At 68.7% G+C, this 26354-nt stretch carries 21 protein-coding genes and 1 tRNA gene; 18 read left to right on the top strand and 4 right to left on the bottom strand.

From position 1 onward, the window contains the following. Positions 1 to 2: 2 nt before the first annotated feature. On the bottom strand, positions 3 to 2486 hold the full coding sequence (locus SD37_RS02720) for a DEAD/DEAH box helicase (protein WP_044853692.1): 2484 nt from the start codon (positions 2484 to 2486) through the stop codon (positions 3 to 5). A 318-nt stretch (positions 2487 to 2804) separates the two neighbouring features. On the opposite strand from SD37_RS02720, the gene SD37_RS02725 reads away from it, so the two are divergent. The 4 genes from SD37_RS02725 (at position 2805) to SD37_RS02740 (ending at position 7108) form a co-directional block, all read left to right on the top strand. Further along, positions 2805 to 5099, top strand: coding sequence for a sodium-translocating pyrophosphatase (locus SD37_RS02725; RefSeq protein ID WP_044853693.1), 2295 nt, complete (start codon positions 2805 to 2807; stop codon positions 5097 to 5099). 114 nt (positions 5100 to 5213) lie between these two features. Continuing rightward, positions 5214 to 5786, top strand: a complete 573-nt coding sequence (locus SD37_RS02730) for a hypothetical protein (RefSeq protein WP_236725259.1) — start codon at positions 5214 to 5216, stop codon at positions 5784 to 5786. Positions 5787 to 5877: 91 nt separating this feature from the next. Beyond that, a complete protein-coding gene (locus tag SD37_RS02735) occupies positions 5878 to 6462 on the top strand; it encodes a hypothetical protein (RefSeq protein ID WP_044853694.1) in 585 nt (194 codons plus the stop codon). 34 nt (positions 6463 to 6496) lie between these two features. Further along, positions 6497 to 7108, top strand: coding sequence for a hypothetical protein (locus SD37_RS02740; protein ID WP_044853695.1), 612 nt, complete (start codon positions 6497 to 6499; stop codon positions 7106 to 7108). Positions 7109 to 7199: 91 nt separating this feature from the next. Here SD37_RS02740 and SD37_RS02745 read toward each other — a convergent pair whose 3' ends face one another. After that, the gene (locus SD37_RS02745; protein WP_044853696.1) at positions 7200 to 8009 is read right to left on the bottom strand and encodes a S1 family peptidase; all 810 of its coding nucleotides are present in this window, start codon (positions 8007 to 8009) and stop codon (positions 7200 to 7202) included. Positions 8010 to 8277: 268 nt separating this feature from the next. Between SD37_RS02745 and topA the strand changes: the two genes are divergently transcribed. From topA to SD37_RS02780, 7 genes are all read left to right on the top strand, one after another. Then, positions 8278 to 11190 (top strand): type I DNA topoisomerase, encoded by a 2913-nt coding sequence (topA, locus tag SD37_RS02750; RefSeq protein WP_174567817.1) that lies wholly within the window; start codon positions 8278 to 8280, stop codon positions 11188 to 11190. 206 nt (positions 11191 to 11396) lie between these two features. Beyond that, entirely contained in the window at positions 11397 to 12188 is a 792-nt protein-coding gene (locus tag SD37_RS02755) for an ESX secretion-associated protein EspG (protein WP_044853697.1), read from the top strand. Then, entirely contained in the window at positions 12181 to 12954 is a 774-nt protein-coding gene (locus SD37_RS02760; RefSeq protein ID WP_044853698.1) for an ESX secretion-associated protein EspG, read from the top strand. The genes SD37_RS02755 and SD37_RS02760 overlap by 8 nt, the downstream gene beginning before the upstream one ends. Positions 12955 to 12984: 30 nt before the next feature. Continuing rightward, positions 12985 to 14208, top strand: coding sequence for a hypothetical protein (locus SD37_RS02765; RefSeq protein WP_044853699.1), 1224 nt, complete (start codon positions 12985 to 12987; stop codon positions 14206 to 14208). Positions 14209 to 14221: 13 nt separating this feature from the next. Next, positions 14222 to 14836, top strand: a complete 615-nt coding sequence (locus SD37_RS02770; RefSeq protein WP_236725261.1) for a hypothetical protein — start codon at positions 14222 to 14224, stop codon at positions 14834 to 14836. A 144-nt stretch (positions 14837 to 14980) separates the two neighbouring features. Then, positions 14981 to 17035 carry a bifunctional MFS transporter/dTMP kinase gene (locus SD37_RS02775; RefSeq protein WP_044853701.1) on the top strand — a complete coding sequence of 685 codons (2055 nt, stop codon included), beginning with the start codon at positions 14981 to 14983 and terminating at the stop codon, positions 17033 to 17035. After that, entirely contained in the window at positions 17032 to 18240 is a 1209-nt protein-coding gene (locus SD37_RS02780) for a DNA polymerase III subunit delta' (RefSeq protein WP_044853702.1), read from the top strand. Before SD37_RS02775 ends, SD37_RS02780 begins: the two co-directional genes overlap by 4 nt. 375 nt (positions 18241 to 18615) lie before the next feature. On the opposite strand, the gene SD37_RS02785 is transcribed toward SD37_RS02780, so the two are convergent. Then, positions 18616 to 20292, bottom strand: a complete 1677-nt coding sequence (locus tag SD37_RS02785; RefSeq protein ID WP_145926507.1) for a hypothetical protein — start codon at positions 20290 to 20292, stop codon at positions 18616 to 18618. Positions 20293 to 20432: 140 nt separating this feature from the next. Here SD37_RS02785 and SD37_RS02790 point away from each other — a divergent pair. Together SD37_RS02790 and SD37_RS02795 are read left to right on the top strand one after the other, a co-directional pair. Beyond that, positions 20433 to 20506 (top strand) — tRNA-Thr (locus SD37_RS02790). A 244-nt stretch (positions 20507 to 20750) separates the two neighbouring features. Beyond that, positions 20751 to 20957, top strand: coding sequence for a hypothetical protein (locus SD37_RS02795; protein WP_145926508.1), 207 nt, complete (start codon positions 20751 to 20753; stop codon positions 20955 to 20957). A gap of 44 nt (positions 20958 to 21001) precedes the next feature. Here SD37_RS02795 and SD37_RS02800 read toward each other — a convergent pair whose 3' ends face one another. Next, positions 21002 to 21628: a TetR/AcrR family transcriptional regulator gene (locus SD37_RS02800; protein WP_044853704.1), complete on the bottom strand. Its 627-nt coding sequence runs from the start codon at positions 21626 to 21628 to the stop codon at positions 21002 to 21004. 44 nt (positions 21629 to 21672) lie between these two features. Between SD37_RS02800 and SD37_RS02805 the strand changes: the two genes are divergently transcribed. From SD37_RS02805 to SD37_RS02825, 5 genes are read left to right on the top strand one after another with little or no spacing between them, the layout of a single operon-like run. Continuing rightward, positions 21673 to 22599 (top strand): alpha/beta hydrolase, encoded by a 927-nt coding sequence (locus SD37_RS02805; RefSeq protein WP_174567818.1) that lies wholly within the window; start codon positions 21673 to 21675, stop codon positions 22597 to 22599. Then, positions 22596 to 23420, top strand: a complete 825-nt coding sequence (locus SD37_RS02810) for an SDR family NAD(P)-dependent oxidoreductase (RefSeq protein WP_044853706.1) — start codon at positions 22596 to 22598, stop codon at positions 23418 to 23420. The genes SD37_RS02805 and SD37_RS02810 overlap by 4 nt, the downstream gene beginning before the upstream one ends. Next, positions 23420 to 24349 (top strand): hypothetical protein, encoded by a 930-nt coding sequence (locus SD37_RS02815; protein WP_044853707.1) that lies wholly within the window; start codon positions 23420 to 23422, stop codon positions 24347 to 24349. Before SD37_RS02810 ends, SD37_RS02815 begins: the two co-directional genes overlap by 1 nt. Next, positions 24346 to 24831 carry an NAD(P)/FAD-dependent oxidoreductase gene (locus SD37_RS02820; RefSeq protein ID WP_037318415.1) on the top strand — a complete coding sequence of 162 codons (486 nt, stop codon included), beginning with the start codon at positions 24346 to 24348 and terminating at the stop codon, positions 24829 to 24831. The genes SD37_RS02815 and SD37_RS02820 overlap by 4 nt, the downstream gene beginning before the upstream one ends. Further along, the gene (locus SD37_RS02825; RefSeq protein WP_044853708.1) at positions 24828 to 26318 is read left to right on the top strand and encodes a flavin-containing monooxygenase; all 1491 of its coding nucleotides are present in this window, start codon (positions 24828 to 24830) and stop codon (positions 26316 to 26318) included. The genes SD37_RS02820 and SD37_RS02825 overlap by 4 nt, the downstream gene beginning before the upstream one ends. Positions 26319 to 26354 lie beyond the last annotated feature (36 nt).

A 26354-nucleotide genomic window follows, 5' to 3' on the forward strand; every position in this document is an offset into this window, starting at 1 on the left:
ATTCACACCACCAAGTGGCCTGACCGGTCCCCGTGCTGACGCAAAGCCCCGAGCACGGTGTCCAGAACGGCCACTGCCCCTGCCTTGTCCAGCGGATCGTTGCCGTTCCCGCACTTCGGCGACTGGACGCAGGACGGGCAGCCGGCCGGGCACTCGCAGGAAACGATCGCCTCCCGCGTTGCGGCCAGCCAAGGGACAATTGCGGCAAACCCGCGATCGGCGAATCCCGCACCCCCGGGATGGCCATCGTGCACGAACACCGTCGCCTCCCCGGTGTTCTCGTGCCACGCGGTCGACACCCCGCCAATGTCCCAGCGGTCGCAGGTAGCGAACAGCGGTAGCAGGCCGATCGCCGCGTGCTCGGCGGCATGCAGGGCACCGGGGACGCGCGCCGGATCCAACTCGGCGCACGTCCTCGGTGCCTTGCCAAGATCCTCGGTCCCCACCCTGGAGCCTCCGGTCCCCACCGGCTCCAGAACTTCGGTCCCCGGCCGATGGCCCCCGGTCCCCGCCACGCCATCGGAACCGCCGGGATCCCCGGACGGGCCGAGCAGGTCCGCCGAGATCGTGTACCAGACGGCGCGGGTGTGCAGGCTCTGCTCCGGCAGGTCGAGCGGAGTCTGGTCCAGCACCTCCCCCGAGGGGCGCCGCCGCAAGTAGCCGACCACTTGCGAACTCACCGACACCTCGCCGAGGTTCACCGTGACCCCGCCGTGCACCCGGGTCTCCTCGGTGCGCAGCACACTGATGTCGACGATCTCGCGCGGCGACGTGGTCCAGTCCGGATCCTCCGCGTGCACCAGGGCCAGCCCGGTTTCCAGATCCAGTTCGTCGACCACGTAGGACGAACCCTGGTGCAGGTACACCGCGCCGGGATGCACCGCGTAACAGGCGGATCCTGGATCGACGGTGCCGAGCATCCGTCCGGAATCGGCCTCCACCACGGCGATCTGCTCGCCGCCGGAACCGCGGATGCCGACGTCGGCGTGCGGCCGGTCGCGTGAAGTCCAGTACCAGCCGCTCGTCCGGCGCCGGATGATCTTCTCCTTGACCAGATCGGCGAGTACGGCCCGTGCCGCGTCACCGCCGAAGGCCGCGACCTCCGGTTCGGTCAGCGGGAGTTCGGCGATGGCGCAGGCCAGCTGCGGTGCCAGTACATACGGGTTCGACGGGTCGAGGACGGCGGCTTCCACCGGCCGGTCCAGGATCGCGGCCGGATGGTGCACGAGATAGGTGTCCAGCGGATCGTCGCGGGCCACGAACACGACCAGTGCCGCGTCACCCGCGCGCCCGGCCCGCCCGGCCTGCTGCCAGAACGACGCGAGCGTGCCGGGATAACCGGCCAGCACCACCGCGTCGAGGCCCGCGATGTCCACGCCGAGTTCGAGCGCGTTCGTCGTCGCCACGCCGAGCAGCCGCCCGGACAGCAACGCCGCTTCGAGGGCGCGGCGCTCCTCGGGCAGATAACCGGACCGGTACGCGGCGACGGACTCCGCCAGCGAACTGTCCACTTCGGACAGAATCCGCCGAGCGCCGAGGGCGGTCAGTTCCGCGCCCCGCCGTGACCGGACGAAGGCCAGCGAGCGGGCACCCTCGATGACCAGCTCGGCGAGGATCCGGGAGGCCTCGGCTCCGGCGGAGCGCCGCACCGGCGCCCCGTTCTCGCCGGAAAGTTCCGACAACAGCGGGGGTTCCCACAACGCGACCGTGCGGGCGCCGCGCGGCGAGCCGTCTTCGGTGACCGGGACGCATTCCTGCCCGGAGAGTTTCGCCGCGAACGCCGCCGGGTCCGCCGTCGTCGCCGACGCGAGGACGAAGACCGGCGAAGCGCCGTAGTACGCGGCGACCCGCCGCAACCTGCGCAGCAGCAGCGCGACATGGGAGCCGAAGACACCGCGGTAGCTGTGGCATTCGTCGATGACGACGAACGAAAGCCGCCGGAAGAACCGTGACCAGCGCGAGTGCGAAGAGAGGATCCCCCGGTGCAGCATGTCCGGGTTGGTGAACACCCAGTTCGCGTGCGCGCGGACCCAGTCCCGCTCCTCGAGTGGCGTGTCGCCGTCGAACGACGCCGCGCGCACCTTCTTGATGTCCAAAGAGGACACGGCGCGCAACTGGTCGGCGCCGAGCGCCTTGGTCGGGGACAGGTACAGCGCCGAAGCCCGCTCGTTCTCGACCAACGCCGAAAGCACCGGCAGCTGATACGCGAGCGACTTGCCCGACGCCGTGCCGGTGGAGATGACGACATGCCTGCCTTCGCGGACCAATGACGCGGCTTGGGCCTGATGCCGCCACGGCGTCTCGACGCCGCTCACCCTCAGCGCCTCGACGACCGGAGTCGCGACCCACTCCGGCCAGTCCACCGCCTCCGCCGGACGGGCGGGCAGTTCGGCCACATGGGTGACCGGGTACAGCGAAGCCGGGATACCCGCCGTCGCGCGGTCGAGAAGCCGCCGGCCCTTGCCGGATTCCGCCGTGCCGTCCACCTTCGGAAGCTTCGCACAGCACCCCGACAGAAAACGCCCGCCCGCGACCGGAACGGGCCTCGGGAAGGGTCGCGGATGATCGATACAGTGATCAGCCTCACAAGGTAACGGAACGTACGGTGCCGGGGACGCCTTGCCGCCCGCCATCCCACTACCAATACACTCCCGCAATCCACACCGTCTGTGGCGAGCGTCATGTGAGACGTGCCTTGCAGTGCGACTAGCGTGACGTTCGGCTCAGATCCCCATGCCAACGTCGACACGCCGGCTCCATCGGCGGATCGTCGTTGGCCAACGGCGACGTCTCCAGGAGGACGAATGTCCCGGCAGTTCCTCGCGGCGGGCGAACTCTCGCTCACCGGAGGTGGTTACACCATCGTCGGTGTGATCGCCGTGGTCGCCCTTGCCGCACTGGTCATCGGCTACGTTCTGCTCAAGGAGGTGCTGGCCGCGGGCCAGGGCACCACCAAGATGCAGGACATCGCGAAGGCAGTGCAGGAAGGTGCGGCTGCCTATCTCAAACGGCAGCGCAACACCCTCGTGATCTTCGGGGGAATCGTGTTCTTGCTGCTCTTCGCTTTGCCGGCCGATGACTGGAACGAGAAGATCGGCAGGTCGATCTTCTTCCTGGTCGGCGCGGCGTTCTCCTTCGCGATCGGCTATCTCGGCATGTGGCTGGCGACGCAGGCGAACCTGCGGGTCGCGGCCGCGTCGCGTGAGGAAGGCGGTCGCGAGAAGGCGATGCGCCTGGCCTTCCGCACCGGTGGCGTGGTCGGCATGATCACCGTCGGCCTCGGTCTCTTCGGCGCCGCGGTGGTCGTCCTGGTCTACACCGGACAGGCCCCGAAGGTGTTGGAGGGCTTCGGTTTCGGTGCCGCGCTGATCGCGATGTTCATGCGTGTCGGCGGCGGTATCTTCACGAAGGCCGCCGACGTCGGCGCGGACCTGGTCGGCAAGGTCGAGCAGGGCATCCCCGAGGACGACCCGCGCAACGCGGCCACCATCGCCGACAACGTCGGTGACAACGTGGGTGACTGCGCCGGGATGGCGGCGGACCTCTTCGAGTCGTACGCGGTCATGCTCGTGGCGGCACTGATCCTGGGCAGCACCGCCTTCGGCGTGCACGGCCTGATCTTCCCGCTCATCGTTCCCGCCATCGGCGTGATCACCGCGGTCATCGGTGTCTACATCACCAAGGCCAAGGCGGGCGAGGGCGGCCTCGTCACGATCAACCGCTCGTTCTACATCTCCGCGGCCATTTCCGCGGTGCTTTCGACGATCGCGGCGTTCGTCTACCTGCCCGGCTCGTTCTCCGAGCTGACCAGCGGGGCCACCACCCAGTCCGGCAGCCCGGCCCTCATCGCGACCATCTCGGTGATCATCGGCATCGTGCTCGCCGCGGTCATCCTGAAGCTCACCGGGTACTACACCGGCACCGAGCACAAGCCGGTGAAGGAAGTCGGCAAGTCGTCGGAAACCGGTGCGGCGACGGTGATCCTGGCCGGTATCTCGGTCGGTTTCGAATCCGCCGTGTACACCGCCCTGGTCATCGGCGCGGCCGTGTTCGGCGCGTACCTGCTCGGCGGCGGCGTGGCGCTGTTCGCCGTGGCGCTGGCCGGAACCGGTCTGCTCACCACCGTCGGCGTCATCGTCGCCATGGACACCTTCGGCCCGATTTCGGACAACGCGCAGGGCATCGCCGAGATGTCGGGCGACGTCGACGAAGAGGCGGCGCAGATCCTCACCGAACTCGACGCGGTCGGCAACACCACCAAGGCCATCACCAAGGGCATCGCGATCGCCACGGCGGTCCTCGCGGCGACGGCGCTGTTCGGGTCCTATCAGGACGCGATCAGCAAGGCGCTGAAGTCGATTCCGGAGGCGGCGCAGGCCAGTACGGACGCGCTGAACTTCTTCGTCAACTCGGTCGTCAGCCCGAACACCCTCGTCGGCGTGATCGTCGGTGCGGCGGTCGTGTTCCTGTTCTCCGGTCTCGCGGTCAACGCGGTGTCCCGGGCCGCCGGCGCGGTCGTCTACGAAGTGCGCCGCCAGTTCCGCGACATCCCGGGGATCATGGAGGGCACCACCCGCCCCGAGTACGGCCGGGTCGTCGACATCGTCACGCGTGACTCGCTGCGTGAGCTGACCACGCCCGGTCTGCTCGCGGTCTTCGCCCCGATCGCGGTCGGTTTCGGCCTCGGCACCGGCGCGCTCGCCGGCTACCTCGCCGGCGCGATCGCGACCGGCACCCTGATGGCGATCTTCCTCGCCAACTCCGGTGGCGCCTGGGACAACGCGAAGAAGCTCGTGGAGGACGGAAGCCACGGCGGCAAGGGTTCGGACGCGCACGAGGCCACCATCATCGGTGACACCGTGGGTGACCCGTTCAAGGACACCGCCGGTCCCGCGATCAACCCGCTGATCAAGGTGATGAACCTGGTTTCGGTGCTGATCGCCCCGGCGGTCGTGCAGTTCTCGATCGGCGCGGACGCCAACGTCGGCATCCGTATCGCGATCTCGCTGGTCGCCGTCGCGATCATCGTCGCGGCGATCGTCATTTCCAAGCGGCGTGAGTCGGTTCTTTCCGACACACCCGCGGAAGCGAAGGCGTAACGCCGAAGATTCCCACCGCCGGGCCCGTCACGTTTTTCGTGGCGGGCCCGGCGTTTTTCCCGGGGCAGGCTAATCTCTGCGCGTCAAGCCGATCCTGTTCCGGGGAGTCCTGCCATGAGGCGTTCGTTCGCGCTTTTCGCCACCGCTTTCCTGCTGACGGGCTGTGGTGGTGGCGCCGAGACGCCGCCCGCCGCTCCCGCACCTTCTTCTCCCGCCACTTCTTCCCCCGCCGCCGCGGCCGGGGCCTCGTGGATGGACGGCTTCTGCGGCTCGCTGATCGACTTCGCCAAGATCGGCGACTTCAAGATGCCCGAAGTCCAGCAGGGCGATGTCGCGAGCGCGCGGAAGGCGATGGACGAGGCCTTCGGGGTGTTCGCTCCCGGTTTCGACAACGCCGTCACCGGACTGAAGGGCCTCGGCCAGGGGCCGAGCGCGGAAGCCGATGCCGCCCGCAAGAGCCTCGTCGACGCGCTGACGCCGCTGCGAGACCAGGTCGTCGCGGCGAAGACCAAATTGGACGCCGCGCCGAAGGACGACAAGATGGCCGCCGCTGCCGCCGCGGTCTCGTTCCAGCAGATCGGGTCCGCCATCAACGACATGCCCGACCCGTTCCAGCAGCTGGAAACGAACGCGTCGCTGAAAGCGCTGGCAGCACAGGCCCCGAACTGCAAGAAGCTGCCTTCCTGACCTTTCTTGTCGTCACGTTGATTTGCATTGCCACCCGGGATCGGTACCGTCGGGGGCCAGCTGGGAAGTCGTCAGGTCGGGAGGTGTTTTCGTGCGGCCGCGGTTCACCGTCCTTGCCGCGCTAGCAACAGGTATCGGGCTCGGCCTCGCCGGGTGCGGGCAGCAGTCCGCGGTGACTTCCCAAGCCAGACAAGAAGGTCTCGCGACGGTCAGCGCGTCGCAGGCCGACCCCACCTCCGCCTGGGCGGAGGGATACTGCGGCGCCGCGGGCAGCCTCGTGCGTGCGCTGTCGACGTTGCCCAGCGTCGATCCGAGCACGCCGCAACAGGCGTCCCGGACCTCCAGTGAGCTGATGGGCTCGGTGGTCGAAGGGCTGAACCGCACGTCCGCCGCGCTGCGGAGCCTCGGCCCGTCACCGGTCGCCGGCGGCGACGCCTCGCGAACGGCCGCGGTCGCCCAGCTCGACGGCATCCGCGCCCGAGCCGACGATGTCCGTCACCGCCTCGACTCCTCAACCGACGCCGAGGCGACGAAGACGGCTCTTCGCGACGCGAGGTCGTCCCTCGACGAACTCGACCGCCTCGACCTTCTCAGGGGCCTTAACGACGTCCCTCAGCTCGCTTCGGCGAGCAGCCGGATCCCCGTTTGCCAGGAATTGGTCAAGCAACCGCGCTGAGTCACCGGGCTGTCACTGGCTATGAGTCGAACTTGTGTTCTATTCTGTCGGAGTGGACGGGACGATCTCGCTCTTCTCGGCGGAGGCGAGCGGGCCTGGGCTCGCCGACCTCGCCGGTGTGCTGTGCGGGCCCGGGCGGATGGCGGGCTTCGGGCGGACGGCCGCGCGCCTGTCCGCCGTGGTCGACGAGCCGTGGCGGGCGCGTGCCCTGGCGAGGGAATGCCGCCGTCGCGGCGCGGAGGCGCAGGTCACCGCCGCGGACTGCGGGCGGCCGCTGGTGAGAACGCCGTTCCGGGTCGATCTGCTGCCGCTGGAACGGCACTGGACTCGTGGTGAAGAAAAGGTACTGCCCGACGGGTTCCGGCTGGACGGCGCGATGCTGAGGATGTGGGCGCTGGCCGCGGGCAGCCCGCAGGGCAACGGCTACCTGCTCGCGCTCGATCCGGAGGCGCCGGAAACGCACGAACGGCTGATCACGGCGCTGGCCCAGCTGGGCGTCCCGGCGAAGGTGTTCAAGGGTGAAGATTCGTTGCTGCGCATCACGGGCCGTCGGCGGCTCGCGCACGTGCTGGAGCTGATCGGGGACGCGCCCGTGGGTGCGGAGCCCGCCTGGCCGAGTTTGGTGCCCGTCGTCCGCGCTGTCTGAGGCCTGGAGAGTGTTATGAACGGGACTTTCATTGCAAATTCTGCAATGAAAGTCCCGTTCATAACATTCGGTGACAGAGGAGACGAGGGCGTCAGGGCTTCGGCGCCCTGCAGTTCGGGTTCGCCAGGTCCAGCTCGCTATGGGAAAGGCAGGACGTCAGCTGATAGGTCTGCTCCCCGTAGTTGATGCCCTTCCGCACGGTCACGTTGCCGGCGGCGTCGACCTCGCACGGGTTGTTCATCGTGCACCGCTGACCGCTTTCGTTGCCGGTGTTGTTGACGCCGACGACCTTCCCGGTCGAGGTCTCGATGATCGGCGACCCCGAGGTCCCGCCGATCGTCTTGCACGCCGAGGTGTACCTGATCGAGTCTTTCCAGACCCAGTCCGCCTCGTGCAGCTCGTGGACGAAACCGTCGATGTTGCAGGAGTAGATCTTCTTCCAGTACCCCGAGACCACGTCCATCGCGACACCGGCCGAAGGACGGGTCGGCGACAGTGTCAGCGGGGAGATACCGTAGGTCGACCGGATCTTGGAATAGCTGGTGGTGAGCTGGTACAGCGAGACGTCGGTGTCGGTCATCGTCGCGTAGACCAGCTTCTTCGCCGTGAGCGTGCCCAGTGGACGGCCGTCCTTGGACAGCAGGCTGAAGGTCCGTGACGAGGGCTTGTTGACGATTACTTCTCCAGGGTCCGGGAAACCTTCTTGGAGGCAATGCCCGTTGGAGAGGACGAGGGCCGGGTCGTCCAGGCTCGCCTCGGGCGGTTTGACCACCGACCCGGAGCAGTTCGACAAGGCCACGGTTCCGGCGAAAGTGGTCGTCGCCGCCTCCGCCGGGGTGACGCCGACCAGTGCGGATGCGGTCAGCATGGCGAACAGGGTGCCGAGAAGTCGTCGGGTCACGTGGAGTCCTTTCGGGTCGGCGTGGATATCAAGTGAAGCGTTGGCGGGAAGGACCCACCACCGTCGAACGGAGGGTGTTGACCCGGTCACGCGGGACCCCAGGCGGACGTGTCCGACATCACGTGCTAGGTGTTGAAAGGAAACATCGGCGAGGTCAGCGGCGATGCGCTGGACACACGATCGGCGGCGTGTTGCACCACCTAGACGTGGTCCGGGTGGTGCGAGCGTGCACACTGACGGGTCGAGAGGCGGCGCGAAGGCGCCGAAGATGAGCGGAGAGCAGGACAGCGTGGCAGGAGCACGGACGAAGAAGACCGCGGCGTCGGACGATGGCGCGGGCCGCCGTCGGCTGGTGATCGTCGAGTCGCCGACCAAGGCCCGCAAGATCGCTCCGTACCTCGGCGCGAACTACGTCGTGGAGTCCTCCGTCGGGCACATCCGTGACCTTCCCCGCGGCGCGGCCGACGTACCCGCCCAGTACAAGGGTGAGTCGTGGGCCCGGCTGGGTGTCGACGTCGACAACGACTTCAAGGCGCTCTACGTCGTCACGCCGGACAAGAAGTCCAAGGTCACCGAGCTGAAGAGCCTGTTGAAGGACGTCGACGAGCTCTACCTCGCCACGGACCCCGACCGCGAGGGCGAAGCCATCGCGTGGCATCTGCTGGAGACCCTCAAGCCGAAGGTCCCGGTCCGCCGGATGGTCTTCCACGAGGTCACCGAGCAGGCGATCCGCGCCGCGGCCGACAGCACCCGTGAACTCGACGGCGACCTGGTCGACGCGCAGGAGACCCGCCGCATCCTGGACCGGCTCTACGGCTACGAGGTCTCGCCCGTGCTGTGGAAGAAGGTCATGCCGAAGCTTTCGGCGGGCCGGGTGCAGTCCGTGGCGACCCGCATCGTGGTCGAGCGGGAACGCGAGCGCATGCGCTTCACCTCGGCGTCGTACTGGGACATCTCCGCGACGATGGACGCCGGCGCCGAGGCGTCGCCGCGGAACTTCCCGGCCAGGATGATCGCCGTCGACGGCGCGCGCCTGGCCACGGGCCGCGACTTCGGTTCCGACGGACGGCTCAAGGCTTCGAACAACGAGATCCGCGTGCTGGCCGAGGCCGACGCCGTCCGGCTGGCCGAGGCGCTGAAGAACCGCGACTTCAAGGTCGCGAGCGTCGAGGAGAAGCCGTACACGCGGAAGCCGTACGCGCCCTTCATGACCTCGACCCTGCAGCAGGAGGCGGGCCGCAAGCTGCGGTTCACCTCCGAGCGCACCATGCGGATCGCGCAGAAGCTGTACGAGAACGGGTACATCACTTATATGCGTACCGACTCCACGACGCTGTCGGAGTCGGCGATCTCGGCGGCACGCAGCCAGGCGACGCAGCTGTACGGCAAGGAATACGTCTCGCCGTCTCCGCGCCAGTACACCCGCAAGGTGAAGAACGCGCAGGAAGCCCACGAGGCGATCCGTCCCTCCGGCGAGGTCTTCCGCACGCCGGGCCAGGTCGCGAAGGATCTGGACACCGACGAGTACCGCCTTTACGAGATGATCTGGCAGCGCACGATCGCGTCGCAGATGGCGGACGCGAAGGGCACCACGATGTCGGTGCGCATCGTCGGCACGGCCACCAGCGGCGAGGAGTGCACCTTCGCCTCCTCGGGCCGCACGATCACCTTCGCCGGGTTCCTCAAGGCGTACGTCGAGGCCGTCGACACCGAGAGCGGTGGCGAAGCGGACGACAAGCAGAGCCGTCTCCCGCAGCTGGTCAAGGACCAGGCGCTGACCGCGACCGAGCTGAGCCCGGACGGGCACACGACGTCGCCGCCGGCGCGCTACTCGGAGCCGAGTCTGGTCAGCAAGCTCGAAGAGCTGGGCATCGGCCGCCCGTCGACGTACGCGTCGATCATCAAGACCATCCAGGACCGCGGCTACGTGTGGAAGAAGGGTTCCGCGCTGGTGCCCTCCTGGGTCGCGTTCGCCGTGATCGGCCTGATGGAGCGGCACTTCGAGCGGCTGGTCGACTACGACTTCACCGCCGGGATGGAGGACGAGCTCGACCGCATCGCCGCCGGTGACGAACACCGGACGCAGTGGCTGTCGAAGTTCTACTTCGGCGGCGACATGGGCGTCGACGGTTCCGTCGGCAGGCTCGGCGGGCTGAAGAAGCTGGTCGGCTCCGGCGTCGAGGACATCGACGCCCGCGAGATCAACTCGATCCCGCTGTTCAGCGACGCCGACGGCCACACCGTCGTCGTGCGCGTCGGCCGCTACGGCCCGTACCTCGAGCGCGAGGTCGACGGCACGTCGCAGCGGGCGAACCTGCCCGAGGACCTGCCGCCGGACGAGCTGACCCCGGAACTCGCCGAGAAGCTGTTCGCGACCCCGCAGGAAGGCCGCGTGCTCGGCACGGACCCGGTCAGCGGGCACGAGATCGTGGCGAAGGAAGGCCGCTTCGGCCCGTACGTCACCGAGCTGCTGCCCGAGCCGGAGCCGCTGCCCGAGGGAGCGACAGCCGCGCAGAAGAAGGCCGCGAAGGCGAAGCAGCCGAAGCCGCGTACGGGCTCGTTGTTCAAGTCGATGTCGATCGAGACGATGACCCTCGAAGACGCGCTGAAGCTGCTCTCGCTGCCGCGCGTGGTCGGTAAGGACCCGGAGTCCGGCGACGAGATCACCGCGCAGAACGGGCGCTACGGGCCGTACCTGAAGAAGGGCACGGACTCGCGTTCGCTCACGACCGAGGACCAGCTGTTCTCGATCACGCTCGAAGAGGCGCTGAAGATCTACTCGGAGCCGAAGCAGCGTGGCCGCTCCGCGACCGCGAAGCCGCCGCTGAAGGAGCTGGGCGACGACCCGGTGTCCGGCAAGCCGATGGTGGTCAAGGACGGCCGCTTCGGTCCGTACGTGACCGATGGCGAGTACAACGCGACGCTGCGGAAGTCGGACAGCGTCGAGGAGCTGACCGCCGAGCGCGGTGCCGAACTGCTGGCGGAGAAGCGTGCGAAGGGCCCGGCGCCCAAGCGCAAGGCTCCGGCGCGCAAGCCCGCGGCGTCGAAGACGACGGCCACCAAGTCGGCTGCGGCGAAGAAGACCACCGCGACCAAGACGACCGCGACCAAGACGGCGGCCGCGAAGTCGACTGCCGCCAAGAAGCCCGCTTCGCGCTCGACGGCCACGAAGACGAAGTAGCTTCTGTCGCCAGCCCAGCCCGAGTGTCATGAGGGGTCCCCATAGGACGAATTTCGTCCCATGGGGACCCCTTGTGACATCCGGCGGCGGGTGCCGGGACCGGCCGGCCGGAAGCGACACCAAAGGTCCCCCGCTACCGCTCACCGACCGCTCGCCGAACGGTCTCACCCGTTCGAACAAAAGTTCTAAAAATTGTCGGTACCAGGGTGTTCAATGGTCAGGTGAGCACTTCAACGACCGCTGTCTTCGACGTCATCGACGAGGTCATCGCCCCGCTGGCCGCCGAGGTTCCGGAGCGTCCCTCGGTGATGGAGTTCTACGATCCGGAGCTCTCCGTGCCGCCGGTGCTGGCCGACGAGGAGCCGACCCCCGGGCTCACCCTTGCCGAGGAGGTGGAGCAGTACACCCGGTTCGTCAGCGGGATGACGGCGATCGGGCTCGCCCCGGGCGGTGAGGTCACGCCCGAGGCCGTCGGCCTGTATCGCGCGCTGCGCGGAGGGTTCATCCGCGGCGTCGTGACCGGCGTCTTCCCGTCGCGCGCGGAGCCGTGGGAGGTCCGGTTCTTCGGCGACGAGGACTACACCACGGTGCTGAACAAGCTCGGCAGGCGAGCGCGCCTGCGGTCCGGTTTCCTCAGCGCGCTCCCGGGATGGGTGTTCGACGGGCTGCCCGATCATCCGCCGGGCGCCGGCGAGACAGTGCGCATCGAGACGGACGCGGGCGGGTTGATCCCGACGCGGGCCCGGGAGGCCGTCGAGGTGATCCGCGAGGGTGCTTCGCGGCCGCGTCACGGCACGGTCCTGGTCGATCTCGCGGTGCGGAACGCCATCCTCGCCGAGTATCCGCACGGCGCGTTCGGCCTGGTGGACAACGACCTCGGCCGCTACCAGTTCAGCGCGGCGATGAACAGCGCCGGCCGCTGGACGCTCACCTGGGGACCGGCCACCCGGTCGACGGCCGAACAGTGGATCGTGAAGGCGGTGCAGAACCATGCGTGAGCCGGCCACGGTGCGGGAACTGATGAAGCGTGCCGCCGAGCCGGTGCTGCGTGCCGTGCCGGAACGCCGGAGCGTGTACCTGGGCTACGACCCGGAGATCACCGACGACGAGATACGCCGCCTGTGCCCGTCCTACGACGAGCCGGCGGATCTCGTCACGCAGGCCGAGCGGTACGCGGCCAAGGCGGCGATGCTCGAAGAGGCCGGGCTGATGGAGAACGGCGAGATCCATCCCGCCGCGGTCCGGATGCACGGCGTGATGCTGCGGGGCTCGGTGCGCGGCGTCCTCACCGGGGTCTTCGCGTCCGCTCCCCGCTCGGTGCGGGTCGATTGCTACGGCGACGGGCAGCAGGCGGTCGTCTGGCGGATGCGGTCGGGGCGGCGGACCACGTTCAGCCTGAGCGATTTCGGTGAGCTGGGCGCCCGCGTCTTCGGCGGGCTCCCGCACGTTCCCGCCGGTGACACCGCCCCGATGCGCATCCGTATCGACGAACACGGCGTGCCGCTGCCCGGTCAGGAGGAAGAGGTCGGCCTGGTCGTCGAGACGCTCAGCCGTCCGCGGACCGGGACGGCGATCCTCGACCTGGTCGCCTTCGGCGGGCTGAACGCCGAGTACCCGGACTACGGATTCGTCATCGTCGACAACGATTCAGGGAGGTTCGTTTTGTACGCCGCCCCTTCCGAAGGGTGGCTGATGTTCGGTGGAATGGACCGCCGGGCATTGGCGGGCTGGCTGCACGAGGCGGTGGACTTGAGCCGGACGTAGCCGCCTCTTGCGAACGAGGGAGGGCGGGCGATGGATCTGGACCGGCCGGCGGCCGACGCGTGGTTCCGGCGTCGAGGGCTGCCGATGGTCATCCACCGGAGAAGACGCGGCGCCGGCATGGTGCGCCGCTCGACGCCCGGGCTGGTGTTCCTGTGCCTGCTCGACCTGTTGCTCGCGGGGCTGCTGAAGCTGCTCGACGTCCCGCCGGACGTGCTCGAAGCCCGGATGCGCGGCAACGGCCTCGCCTACGTCCTCGGCGTGCTGGCGCTGACGTTCGCCGTGGTCGTGGTGCCGGTGGTCGCCGGCCGCCTGATGGCGAAGCTGCTCCGGGTGCTGAGTCGCGCCCGAGTCCGGCTGGCCGTCATGGTGGCGACGGTCGGGTTCTGGGTGCTGGTGCTGCCGCTGGGTGAACGCCTCACTGGGCTGGTGGCGTGGGAAGACCCGCTGTGGGTCGCCGTGCTCACCAACATCGCCGCGCTGGCCGTGCTGATGCTGCTGGTGCGGATCGGCGTCGGTTCGATCCTGACCTGGGCGGCGCGCAGCGCGGTCGCCCAGGTCAGGGCCATCGGCACGCTGGCGTCCCGGGCGCTGCCGCTGCTCCTGCTGGTGGTGATGTTCAGCTTCTTCACCGCCGAGCTGTGGCAGGCCGTGGAACGGCTGAGCCCGGGACGGTTGTGGCTGGTGGTCGGCTTCCTCGTCCTGATCGGCGCGGTGTTCCTGGCCTCGATGCTGTCCGACGAGATCAAGGAGCTGAAGTCCTGGACCGTGGAGCCCGGTGCGCCCGTCCTGCGCGGTACGCCCTTCGCCGACGATGACACCCCGCTGCCGGCGCGGCGTGCCCTGTCGAGGGTGGAGCGGTTCAACATCGCCCTGGTGCTGTTCCTCGCCCAGGCGGTGCAGATCGTGGCGTTCGGGGTGCTGGTGTTCGCCTTCTTCGTCGTGTTCGGCGTGCTGATCCTCCGGCCGGAGGTGGTGACGGTGTTCGCCGGCCGTGAATCGGCGCCCGGAACCCTGCTGGGTGTCCCTCTTCCGGTGAGTTCCGCGCTCATCAACGTCTCCGTTTTCCTCGCGGTCTTCTCCGGTCTGTATTTCGCCGCATCGACGGCGACGGATGCCCGGTACCGGCGTTCTTTCTTCGAACCTTTGCTGGAGGATGTGAAGATCAGCCTTGCCGCGCGTGACATTTATCTGGCCCATTGGGCGGATGTGCGCCGGGCCGAGGTGGTTACCCTGGAAGCAGAGGACATTCCGTAGTGAGGTGGTCACCATGAGCGGGAAGGGCGATACACCCTTCTTCGATGCCCCCGACTTCGTGAAAGGCGATGGCACTCAGGCAGATCCTCCGGGCGACACGTTCGCCGACCCGGTATCCGGGCTGGTCACGACCAGTACGGCCGCGCAGCCGGACGCTTCGTCGGTGGCGGAAGAAAATCATCTGCCGATCCCCGGGCCGGTGCAGCACGACCCCGAAGTCGTGAGCCGGATGGTCGACGCGGCGATGATGGCGGAAGAGCAACCCGCCCGGACGCCGGACACGGCGCAGTCCGCCCTTCTTCCGTCCGCCGGGATCATCAGCACGGTCGGTGAGCAAGGCGCTACGCCGATCGGGATCCTTCCCCAGCAACGCACCTGGCCGTCGAGGCCCCCGCAGCTGCTTCGCCAGCCTCGCCGCGCGAGGCAGGAAGAGCCGGTCGACGTCGACGAAGAGACCGAGGTCGAAGTTCGGCGGGCCAAGCGTTCGATGCAGCTTCCGCGGCTCGCCAAGCCGTCGTCCAACACCACCGGTGTGATGATCGCGATCGCCCTCATGATCGTCTTCGCGGTCCTCGCCATCCAGCTGCTGGCCAGCCTGTTCAACAGCATCGCGGGCATCTTCGGGTAACCCGTCCGGCGGTAGCGCCGGACGGGCCCGTCCGTGCCGACGTCACCCATCGGGCTACCCTGGCTCTACGGTCGGGGGACTCGGCGTACACGCGGGTCGCGCCCGGCGCCGCGTGACTAGTGGGGTGGGCGTATCAGCGAGGGCGTGCAATCGGTGCCCGAAGCGGGCACGGGTGGTTCGACGGGCCGTGACACTTCCACCATCCACCGCGTGCGGCGGGTGCTGGCGATCAAGCCGTTCCGGCGACTCTGGGGTGTCACCTATCTGTGCAGTGTCGCGGACTGGCTGAACCTGCTGACACTGACCGGCCTGGTCACCAAGCTGACCGACAACTACGCCGCGCAGAACTTCGCGTTCGTCGGTGTCGTGCTGACGTCGCTGCTGCCCGGCCTGCTGTTCGCCCCGCTCGGCGGGCTGCTGGCCGACCGGTTCGACCGCCGCAAGGTGATGGTGCTCTGCGACCTCGGCCGGTGCGGGTTCCTGCTGTCGATCGCGTTCGTCGGCACTCCGTGGTGGGTGTTCGTCGGCAACTTCCTGGTCGGCTGCTGCTCGATGATGTGGATCCCGTCGAAGGACGCGGCGGTGCCGAACCTGCTGCGCCGTCCGGACCAGGTCGAGACGGCCAACCAGCTCGGCATGGTGATGACCTACGGCCTCGCGGTGATCACCGCGGCCGGGGCGAACGCCGTGCTCACCGGTAGTAACACCACGTTCCACTTCTTCGACGGCGACGCCCAGCTCGGCATCGCGAAGGTGGCCGTCGTCATCACCGGCATGCTGTACCTGGCCAGCGCCATCGTGATCGCCACCCGGATCCCCGAACTTTCGCTGCGCAACGTCCACGCGGTCGAGAAACCCAAGGTCAAGCCCGCCGACGAGGAGAAGTTCGGCTTCCGCCAGATGATCTCCGACGGCGCCCGTTTCGTGCGGACGACGCCGCTGGTACGCGGGCTGATGATCGGTGCTTTCGGTGCGTTCGCCGCCGGTGGCGCGGTCATCGGTTCGGCCAAGCCGTACTCGTCCAGCCTCCTCGCCGGTGACGCGGCGTTCAACCTCCTCGTGCTCGCCGTCTTCCTCGGGCTCGCCACCGGGATGGCCGTGGCGCCGAAGCTCGCCCGCCGTCTCGCGCACGACCGGCTGTTCGGCATCTCGATCGTCGCCGCGGGTCTCTGTCTCATCGTCGTCGCGCTGTCGCCGCACCTCGCCGTTTCGCTGGTCGCCGTCGCGGCCGTCGGGGTCTGGGCCGGGACGGCGTTCCTGACCGGTGTCACGATCATCGGCTCGCGGATCGAGGACTCCATCCGCGGCCGGATCAACGCGATCTACCAGTCGCTGATGAAGATCGTGCTGTTCGGCTCGACCGTGCTGGTGCCGGTGCTGATCAGCCTGGTGCAGTCACGCAAGATCGACGTCTGGGGCGGCCAGATCACGATCGACGGCACGCGGCCGGTGATGATCGGCGGCGGTGTCCTCGCGTTGCTCGCCGGGATCTTCGCCTACCGGCAGATGGACGACAGGCGCGCCGAGCCGATCCTCGCCGATCTCCGCAACGCGCTTCGCCGGAGCCCGCGTCGCGTCAACGGGCTGCTGATCGCGCTCGAAGGCACGCGGGCGGTCAACACCGAGACCCAGGCCGCGCGGCTGGCCGAATGGCTGCGCGCGGGTACGCGTCCCGTCGTCCTGGCGGCCGACCCGGCCCTGGACGACCAGCGGCTCGCGAAGCTCCTCTCCGGTGCTTCGCTGTCCGGCGCGCGGGCGCAGGCGCTCGCCGCCGCCGCGGTCCGCGCCGACATCGTCGAACGGGACATCCAGCCCGCGCTCGACGCCGGTTCGGTCGTGGTGATGGAACGGTTCGTGGATTCGCCGCTGGCGCATCTGTCCGCGGTCGCCGGACTGGACAGCCAGGAACTCGAAGGGCTCGCCGACTGGGCGACCGGCAGGTTGCGGCCCGACATCACCGTCCTGCTCGACGCCGATCCCGGCACGGTGATGGTGAAGTCGGAGTCGCTGGACGCGCAGTGGCGGGTGCAGCATCTGCTCACGGAGATGGCCGCCGCCGATCCGGACCGGTATGTCGTGGTGGACGCGGACGGCACCGAGGACGAGGTGAGCGACCGGATCCGGACCGCGATCCGCGCGGTGCTCGTCGGCAGGCTCGCCGGGCTCGCCCCGGCGGAGGAAAAGGTCGAGGTGAGATGACTGAAGCCCCTGTGCTGATCGGTGTCTGGAAGCAGCTCGTCGGCCAGGAGCCAGCCGCGCGCACGCTTTCCTCGGCGTCGACGGCGGCCACGCGGATCATCGAGAACCAGCCCGTCGCGCCCGGTGCGATGACCCACGCGTGGCTGGTCACCGGCCCGCCCGGATCGGGGCGTTCGACCGCCGCGAGGGTGTTCGCGGCGGCGTTGCAGTGCAGCACCGGCACCGGTTGCGGGGAATGTCCCGGCTGTCGCACCGTGCTCGCCGGTACCCACGCCGACGTCAAGCTCGTCGTGCCTGAGGGTCTTTCGATCTCGGTCGCCGAAATGCGTTCGCTAGTCCAGGCCGCCGCCCGCCGTCCGACCAACGGGAAGTGGCAGGTGGTGGTCATCGAGGACGCCGACAGGCTGACCGAAGGCGCGTCGAACGCGTTGCTGAAGGCCGTCGAGGAGCCGCCGGATCGCACGGTGTTCCTGCTGTGCGCGCCGTCCGATCACCCGGACGACGTCTCGGTGACGATCCGCTCGCGGTGCCGTCTGGTCACCCTGCGGACGCCGCCGCCCGAAGCGATCGCGCAGGTGCTGGTGGAACGCGACGGTGTCGACCCCGAGCGCGCGCGGTGGGCCGCGTCCGTCTCCAGTGGACACGTCGGCCGCGCGCGGCGGCTCGCCACCGACGAGGCGGCCCGGCAGCGGCGGGCGACGGTGCTGCGGATCCCGCTCGGCCTGCGCCGTCCGTCCGATGTGTTCACCTGCGCCGATCAGCTGATCAGCGCGGCCGAGGCCGACGCGGGCGAGGAGAGCAAGGTCCGCGACGAGGCCGAGCGTTCCGAACTCCGTACCGCGATGGGCGGTGACGGCATCGGAAAGGGCGTCGCCGGGGCGAAACGGGCCGCCGAAGCCGCGGTGAAGCAACTCGAGAAGCGCCAGAAGTCGCGGGCGACCCGGACGCAGCGGGACACCCTCGATCTCGCGCTGGTGGACCTCGCCGCGTTCTACCGGGACGTGCTCGTGACCGCGAGCGGCGCGAAGGCGACGCTGAACCACCCCGACCACGCCGCGGAAATCGCGCAGGCCGCCTCCGCCTGGGCGCCGGACTCGATCCTGCGCCGGCTCGAAGCCGTCCTGGAATGCCGCGACGCCATCGACCTGAACGTGAAGCCGCGAATCGCCGTCGAAGCCATGGTCACCACGCTGCGCCAAGGCTGACGCGCCTACCCCAGCCCCCGCCCGTCCCAGGGGGGCGTCCCCGAGTCCAGTCTACCGGGGGTGGGGCGGGGAAAGTGCTGGTAGCGCGAGTTGTCCACAGTGAGAGCGGGTTGTGGATAAGTGCTGTGGGTAAGTGAAGGGGATTCGGGTCATCGCGGTGTTTCTGGGCCGGGCGGGGCAGGTGCGGAGGGTCCGCTCAGCGGCGCCGGTGGAGGGCGGCGACCGCGCTCGGGAACGTCGTGAGGGGTCCCCATAGGGCAAAATTCGTCCTATGGGGACCCCTCACGACACGAGCATCAGCGAAAGCCGGTACGAACGGGCCTCCCACGCGGGGACAAGGCGTGAAAGGACCGTTCATCACCCTCCTCGCCCCGTCTAGTCCCGCGGTCGCGGCGAAGGCTTGAAGCCGGGCGAGTCCTTCGAGACCGGAACCGGAACAAGCCGACGGCGTCCCGGCATCGCGGCCACCAGGACCACACCGATCAGCAGCATCGCCGTACCCGTCCAGAACATCGGCACGGTGTCGTACGCGGCGTTGGTGTAGGCCAGGTTCTTGACCGGGCCCTTCGGCGCCGCGCCACCGTTGTTGCCCGCGGGCGGCGGAGTGACCGTGCCGCACTCCACCCCGCCCGACGGCGCGTACGCCCGGGCGATCTGCTCACCGAGCGAGATCTGGGCCAGCGACGAAGGCAGCTTCTTCGCGGCGTCCGGCGGCAGCGCCTTCTGCAGCGCGGTGGTGGGCAGGATCTGCAGGTCCAGCAGCCGCGCCGAGGCGCCCATCTGGAAGCCCTTGAACGGCGACGTCATGTCGCTCGACTTCTGGTTCAGCCCGGCGATCGACAGCTTCAGCACGCCGAGGTCGAGGGTGAGCCCGTTCCCGGCTTCACCGCCCGGAAGCTGTTTCGTGGCACCGTTCAGCATCTCGGCGAGCCCGCCGATGACCGGCACGTTCTTCAGCTGCTCGAAGCCCGGGACCTGCTTGAGCGACGGCAGCGGGATCCCGATCGGGATGTCCTTCGTCGGGTTGTTCGCGTCGAGGGTGTAGAGCACCTTGTCGCCGCGGAGAATCTGCAGCACCGGAGCGGTGTACTCGACCTTCGACGTCTTCTTGTCGCCGGTCGAGGTGACCCGCAGCGTCGGCTGGCTGGCGACCTTGATCGTCAGACCGAGCGGCGTGCCCTTCAGCAGTTCGATGCTGGCCGCCTGCAGGGTCGACGTCGATTCGACGGCCTTGTTCTTCGAGCCGGGGATGTCGACCAGCCGCACGATCGAACGCGACGACAGCGTGTTCGGCAGGCTCAGCACCGCGCCCTTGCCGTCGCTGCCCGCGCTGGTCCCCGACAGCAGCCCGCCGAGGTTCGCCAGCGGGCCGGGCAGTCCGGCGAGCCCGGCCTTGAGCTGGTCGCTCGCCGCGGTGAGCTGTTCGGCGCCAGGGATGTTCGGGATCGTCGGCAGCAGCGCGAGGTTCGCGATCGACGTGCTCGAGTCGGCGATCGTGCCGACGCACGGCCCGAGCGTCGGGCTCCAGCGCGCGTGCGCCTCACCGTTGAGCAGGCCGAGGTTGAACAGCGGGTTCTTCGGCGCGTTGAGGCCGCCGCTGATCGGCTTCGGGTTGTCCGGCAACGCCGTCTGCACGAGGCTGCCCGGCGTCTGCGGCGCGTTGCCCACGGCCGACAGGCCGAACGGCGACGACTGCGCGATCGACTTCTCGTAGTTCAGGTAGGCCTCGGAGTTGGCCTGCGCGCTGGAAAGTCCCATCCCCGCTTCGAGCGCGGACTGTTTCGGCAGCATCTCGCCGGCGCCGGGCAGGATGGCGCTCGTCGGCACCGCGTTCGGCAGCAGCCGCAGCACGCCGAGGGCCGCCCCCGCGTCACCGACCGCCCTGCCCAGCGGCTGCGGTCCGATCGGCGCCGACATCGGCGGCTGACCCGGATTCGCCGGATCGGGGATCGGCGTCGTGGGCATCGTCTGGGCGGTCGCCGGAGCCGCGGTCAGCAGAAGCAGGGCCGCGGCGGCCGGAAGCGCCAGCACACGGGGCAGTCGTTGCCGCATGAACAGGTCCTCCAGTGGGGATGGGCCGATCTTGGGGGACTGAGACCGGCGTCATAGGACCCTAACGACGGTGGCCCTGGAAGGTGACGTTCAAGCCTCCGCTACACTTGACCCCGTCATCGGGTGCGAGCCCGATGTCCGCCGCCTTAGCTCAGTCGGCCAGAGCGATTCACTCGTAATGAATAGGTCAGGGGTTCGATTCCCCTAGGCGGCTCCGCAGGTCAGGGCCCCATTCGGATACTCCGGATGGGGCCCTGACCTTTGCTCGGGGTGACCGGGCGGTCAGCGCGTGGTCCCGCTCAAGTTCACCCGATCCGGGGTAGGGCGGGCGCGTCCGATCAGCCTTCGCTCAAATGACGCTGGGACAAACCAGTTCACCTTCCGTTCACCTCGACCGGCGGTTCAAGTCAGGTCTCCGGTCCACCGTGTTCTCGACGGACCGAGCCGAGGGGATGACCATGCTGGAGAGCATCAGCCTGATGAGTCTTCTTGTCGCCCTCGTCTTGGCGGTGGGGCGCACGCTGCCTTTGGTGGTTGCGCTTCGGGGAACCCGGCCCACCGAGCGGGCGGAGATCATCCGCGCCCTCAATCCTGGCCGACGGGAGATGTCCTCGGCGCCCGCGCCGCACACTTCTGATCGCGACGACGGTTCGCCCGAGCCCTGAGGTGCATAGCGCCTCTGAACCTAACGTCAGGGCGCACGGTGACGTCACCCCTTGAGGAACATCCGCGACAGCGACGTGCCGACACCGGTGAGGTGCTCGACGAGGGTGTCCGCGTCCGCGTCGAGCAGGCCGGAGCGCCACGCGAGCATGATCTCCACGAAGCCGCCGATGCCCAGCAGGACGTTGACCCGGAACTCCAGTCCGTCCACGTCCGGCTTCAGATGCGGCCGGGCCAGTTCGATCAGCAGCCCGGTGGTCTCCTGGACGGTCTGCCGCCGCAGTTGCTCGAGGACGGCGCTGCCCGCGTGGTCGCCGAACAGGATTTGCGCGCGGGCGGGTTCTTCCTGCACGTGGTGCACGACGACGTCGAGGGCGGCGCGGAGCTGTTCCAGGGCGGGCTTGTCGATGTGTGCGGCGACCGCGTCGAGGACCATCCGCAGGGTTTCGTCGCGGACCTGTTCCCAGGCGACGGCGAGGAGTTCGTCGCGGTTGGTGAAGCTCTCGTAGAAGTACCTGTCGGTCAGGTTCGCCCGCGCGCACACACCCCGCATCGTGACCGCCGCCCAGCCCTGCTCCTGCCAGATGTCCAAGGCGGCGCCGAGCAGGGCGAGCCGTCGTTCGGCGCGGCGCTCGTCGGCGGTTTTGCCGCTGTAGCGGCGGGACGCGGTCATCCCTCCATCTTGACAGCAGGTGCCCTCAGATTCATTCTGAGGGCATGCGACCGCAGAATGGCCTGCGACCCGGTTTGGCCGCCACGCTGACGTCCGCCTTCGTGAGGCCGATCGCCAACGCGATCCCCGCCAACCGGGCCGGAGTTGCCTTCTCCCGTGCCTTCATCGCGAGCAGCCTGTGGTTGGCTTCGCCGCCGCTGAAGGGAAGCCGCATCGAACCAGGCGTCCGCGGCGAGTGGGTCCGCGCGCCCGAGGTGGCCGAAGGCAACGCCGTGGTCCTCTACATCCACGGCAGCGGGTACGCGCTCTGTTCCGCTCGCACGCATCGCGGGCTGACCACGCGGGTCTCCGCCGGCACCGGGTTGCCGGTGTTCGCCTGCGAGTACCGGCTCGCGCCCCGGCACCGGTTCCCGAACGCCGCCGACGACGTCCGCGCGGCCTACGACAGGCTCGTCGGCCAGGGATACCGGCGGATTCTCGTGGCAGGCGACTCCGCGGGCGGGCATCTCGCGGTCGACCTCGCCGCGCAGCTCATCCGGGAGCGCAAGGCGCCACCAGCCGCGCTCGCCCTCTTCTCGCCGTTGTTCGACGTGACCTTCGGGCTCGCGGCGGAACGGGAGCGTATGCGGCGCGATCCGATGATCTCCGCCGCCGCAGCCGCGCGGTTGGTCGGTCTGTACACAGTGGACGCCGATCTCGCGTCGACGCGGCTTCGGTTCGCCTTCGACGACATCAAGGGATTCCCGCCGACGCTCATCCAGGCGGGCGGCCTCGAAATGCTCGCCGCGGACGCCATCGAACTGGCCAGGGCACTGCGCCGCGCGGGGGCGGACTGCGAACTCGACATCGTCCCCGGCCAGATGCACGTCTTCCAGGCATTGACCCGCTTCATCCCTGAAGCGGCACCGGCGATGGAGCGGGCTTGCCGGTTCCTCACCGGCAACCTTCCGGCGATCGTGAGGGCGGCATGACGAAACGGACCCACGGAGCGCATGCCGTCGTCACCGGCGCGGGCAGCGGGATCGGCCGGGCGATCGCGGCCGAACTCGTCCGGCGCGGCAGCCGGGTCGTCTGCGCCGACATCGACCTCGAAGCAGCCGAAGAAACCGTGAGGATGCTCAAGGAAAAGGGCGAAGCGGTCGCCGTCGCCTGTGACGTGTCCCTTGTGGACGACGTCGCCGAACTCGCGAGCCAGGCGCGTTCCTGGCTCGGACGCGAGCCGGACCTCGTCGTCAACAACGCCGGGATCGGCGCGGGCGGAACCCTGGTGGGAGAGAGCCCGCTGGCCGACTGGCAACGGACTCTCGGGGTGAACCTCTGGGGCGTGATCCACGGCTGCCACACCTTCGTGCCCGCCATGCGGACGGCGAAGGCGGGCGGCGTCATCAACGTCGCCTCGGCGGCCGGGTTCACGGCCGCGCCGAGGATGGCCGCGTACAACGTGAGCAAGGCCGGGGTCGTCAGTCTTTCCGAAACCTTGGCCGCCGAGTTGTCCGGCACCGGCGTCGCGGTGACTGTACTGTGCCCGACCTTCGTGCGTACCAACATCTTCGGCGGCGAACTCATCGACGCCGGAGCACGCGGCCTCGCGCAGCGGGTCTCCGATGTCGTCGGGTTCTCGCCGGAGCGCGTCGCCCGGATGACGCTCGACGCCCACGATCGCGGGCGCCTGTACGTGGTGCCGCAACCCGACGCCCAGCTTTTGTGGCATGCCAAGCGGTTCGTGCCGGTTCCGTATACGCGGATCGCCGGTCTGCTCGGCCGGTTCCTGCCCGCTGAAAAGGAGAAGTGATGGCCTACGACTTCGCCGCGATGCTCCAGACCATCAAGGACAAGCAGTGGTCGCTGGCCGACATCGACTGGGACGCGCCCGGCGCCGAGACGATGACCGACGAACTGCGCGCCAAGATGCGGCCGTTCATGGCCGATCTCGTGTGGATCGAACACGTCGGAGCACGCGGCTTCGCGTCGCTGGCCAAGAAGGCGCCGACGCCGGTGATCCAGGAGATCTACCGGTACTTCCACGCGGAGGAACAGAAACACGCCAACGCCGAGCTGGCCCTGATGAAGCGCTGGGGCATGCTCGACGAGAACGGTTCGATGCCCGAGCCGAACATCAACGTCAAGCTGGCTATCAAGGTCCTCGACGACTACGGCGACTCGCTGCCGTTGACCGCGCTGGCCACGCTCATCCCGCTGCTGGAATGCGCGCTGGACGGGGCACTGGTGAAGTTCCTGCTCGAAGAGGTCTCCGATCCGGTGTGCCATCAGGTGTTCCGGCATATCAACTCCGACGAGTCGCGGCACATCACCGCCGATTTCGAGGTGCTGGAACTGATCGGAGCCGGCTCGACGACCAAGATCGTCACCGAATCCGTCGGCTCGCTCAAACCGCAGATCGTGCTGGGCCTGATCGTGGTGTTCGTCCCGCTGATCCACAAGATGCGGGACAACATCGTCGCGATGGGCCTGCCGGAGAAAAAGCTGTACAACGCCGTGAAGCGGTTCTCCGCGATCGGCGGCCGCGGCGAGTTCACCAAGCGCATCCCGGCGTATCACGTGCTCAAGGCGCAGGCGGCGATGATCGTCGACCGCTCGCACGTCTACCACCGGCTGCTGGCCGACCCGATGGTGAAGGTGACCCGCCTGATCCCCGCGCGGCTGCTGGGCAAACCGCAGTCGTGGACCGAGGAGATCACCCACGAACCGGTCGCGTCATGATGCTCGGCGAGTTCCGGGGCGAGGTGCTGCGCGGCACCGAATGGTTCGGGCACGACTTCGCGGGGCAGCGGGTGGCCGTCGTCGCACCTGGCCGTGAGGCCGCGCAGATCGTGCCCGAGGTGGCGGCCACGGCGCTTTCGGTGAAGGTGTTCCAGGAAGAACCGGACTGGGTGGTGCCGATGCCGGTTCCCGGGCCGACCGTCGTCGGGATCGCCGTCGCCCGCGTTTTCCTGCGCTGGCAGGTGAAAGACCCCTGGCTCCGCAGGCTGCTGACGCCCGACCGCCGCTTTGGCTCGCGGAAGACCGCGCCGGGCCTCGGCTATTACGGCGCGCTCGCACGGCCCGGTTGCAAGCTCATCACCTGGCCGGTCTACGCCTTCGCGCCCCACGGTGTCCGCACCGCCGAGGGCATCGAGCACCAGGCGGACGTCGTCGTACTCGGCGCGAGTTCGCTGTTCGCCAAGGAAGGACTTCCCGCATGACCACGCCCGACCACGAGATCGCGATCATCGGCGGCGGTTTCTCCGGCATCGGCGCCGCGATCCTGCTGGAAAAGGCGGGTTTCGGCGACTTCCTGATGCTGGAGGAGGGTGACGGCGTCGGCGGCGCCTGGCACTGGAACACCTATCCCGGCGTCGCCGTCGACATCCCGTCGTTCAGCTACCAGTTCTCGTTCGAGCAGATCTCCGGCTGGTCGCGGGTCTACGCGCCGGGCCGCGAACTGAAGGCCTACGCCGACTACTGCGTCGACAAGTACGACATCCGCCGCCGCACCCGGCTCGGCTCCAAGGTCGTCGGAGCCACTTTCGACGACGAAACGCATTTGTGGCGCCTCGAAACCGCCGACGGCTGGTCGATGACGGCGCGGTTCGTCGTCGGCGCCACCGGTGTGCTCACCCAGCCGAAACCGCCGGACATCGACGGCCTCGCCGACTTCCGCGGCACCGTCATGCACACCGCCCGCTGGGACCATGGCGTCGATCTGCGCGGCAAACGCGTCGCCGTCGTCGGGACCGGGGCCTCGGCCGTGCAGGTCATCCCGTCCATCGCGCCGGAAGCCGGGCATCTGACGGTGTTCCAGCGGACGCCGATCTGGTGCCTGCCCAAACCCGACGCCGCCCTTCCCCGGCCGGCACGGCTGGCGCTGCGAAGGCTGCCGGGCGCGAAACTGGTGTCCCGGCTGGCCAGCCAGGCGCTGGTCGAACTGACCTTCCCGCTGGCCGCGCATTTCCATAACCTCCTGCCGACCGCGGGGGCCGGTGAGCGGATCGGGCTCGCGCATCTGCGCCGTGCGGTGAAGGACCCGGTGACCCGCGAGAAGCTCACGCCGCGATACGCCTTGGGCTGCAAGCGCCCGAGCTTCTCCAACGACTACCTGCAGACGTTCAACCGCGACGATGTCACGCTGGAGACCACGAGCATCGACGCGATCACCGAACACGGCGTGCGCACCGTCGACGGCACCGAACACACTGTCGATGTCCTCGTGCTGGCGACCGGGTTCAAGGTGTTCGAGAAGGGCAACATGCCCGCCTTCACCGTGCGCGGAACGGGCGGTGCCGACCTGGAGAAGTTCTGGGAGGAGAACCGGTTCCAGGCCTATCAGGGCGTCAGCGTCCCCGGTTTCCCGAACTTCTTCACCATTCTCGGGCCCTACGGCTACAACGGTTCCTCGTACTTCAACCTGATCGAGACGCAGACCGCGCATATCGTCCGGTGCCTGCGCAACGCGCGCAAGACCGGCGCGACGCGGGTGGAGGTCACGGCCGAGGCCAACGACCGGTACTTCCGGACCATGCTGGGCCGCCGCGAACACCAGGTGTTCTTCCAGGACAGCTGCTCGCTGGCCAACAGCTACTACTTCGACGCGAACGGGGACGTGCCGTTCCGCGCGTCACCGACACTGGAAACGATGGTGACGAGCCGGTTCTTCGACCTCGACGACTACGCCTTCGCGGACGGCCGGTGAACACTGGCTGAAGTCCGCCGTCCCTGGCCGGGCTGA

The organism is Amycolatopsis orientalis (assembly GCF_000943515.2).
Lineage (GTDB): Bacteria > Actinomycetota > Actinomycetes > Mycobacteriales > Pseudonocardiaceae > Amycolatopsis > Amycolatopsis orientalis.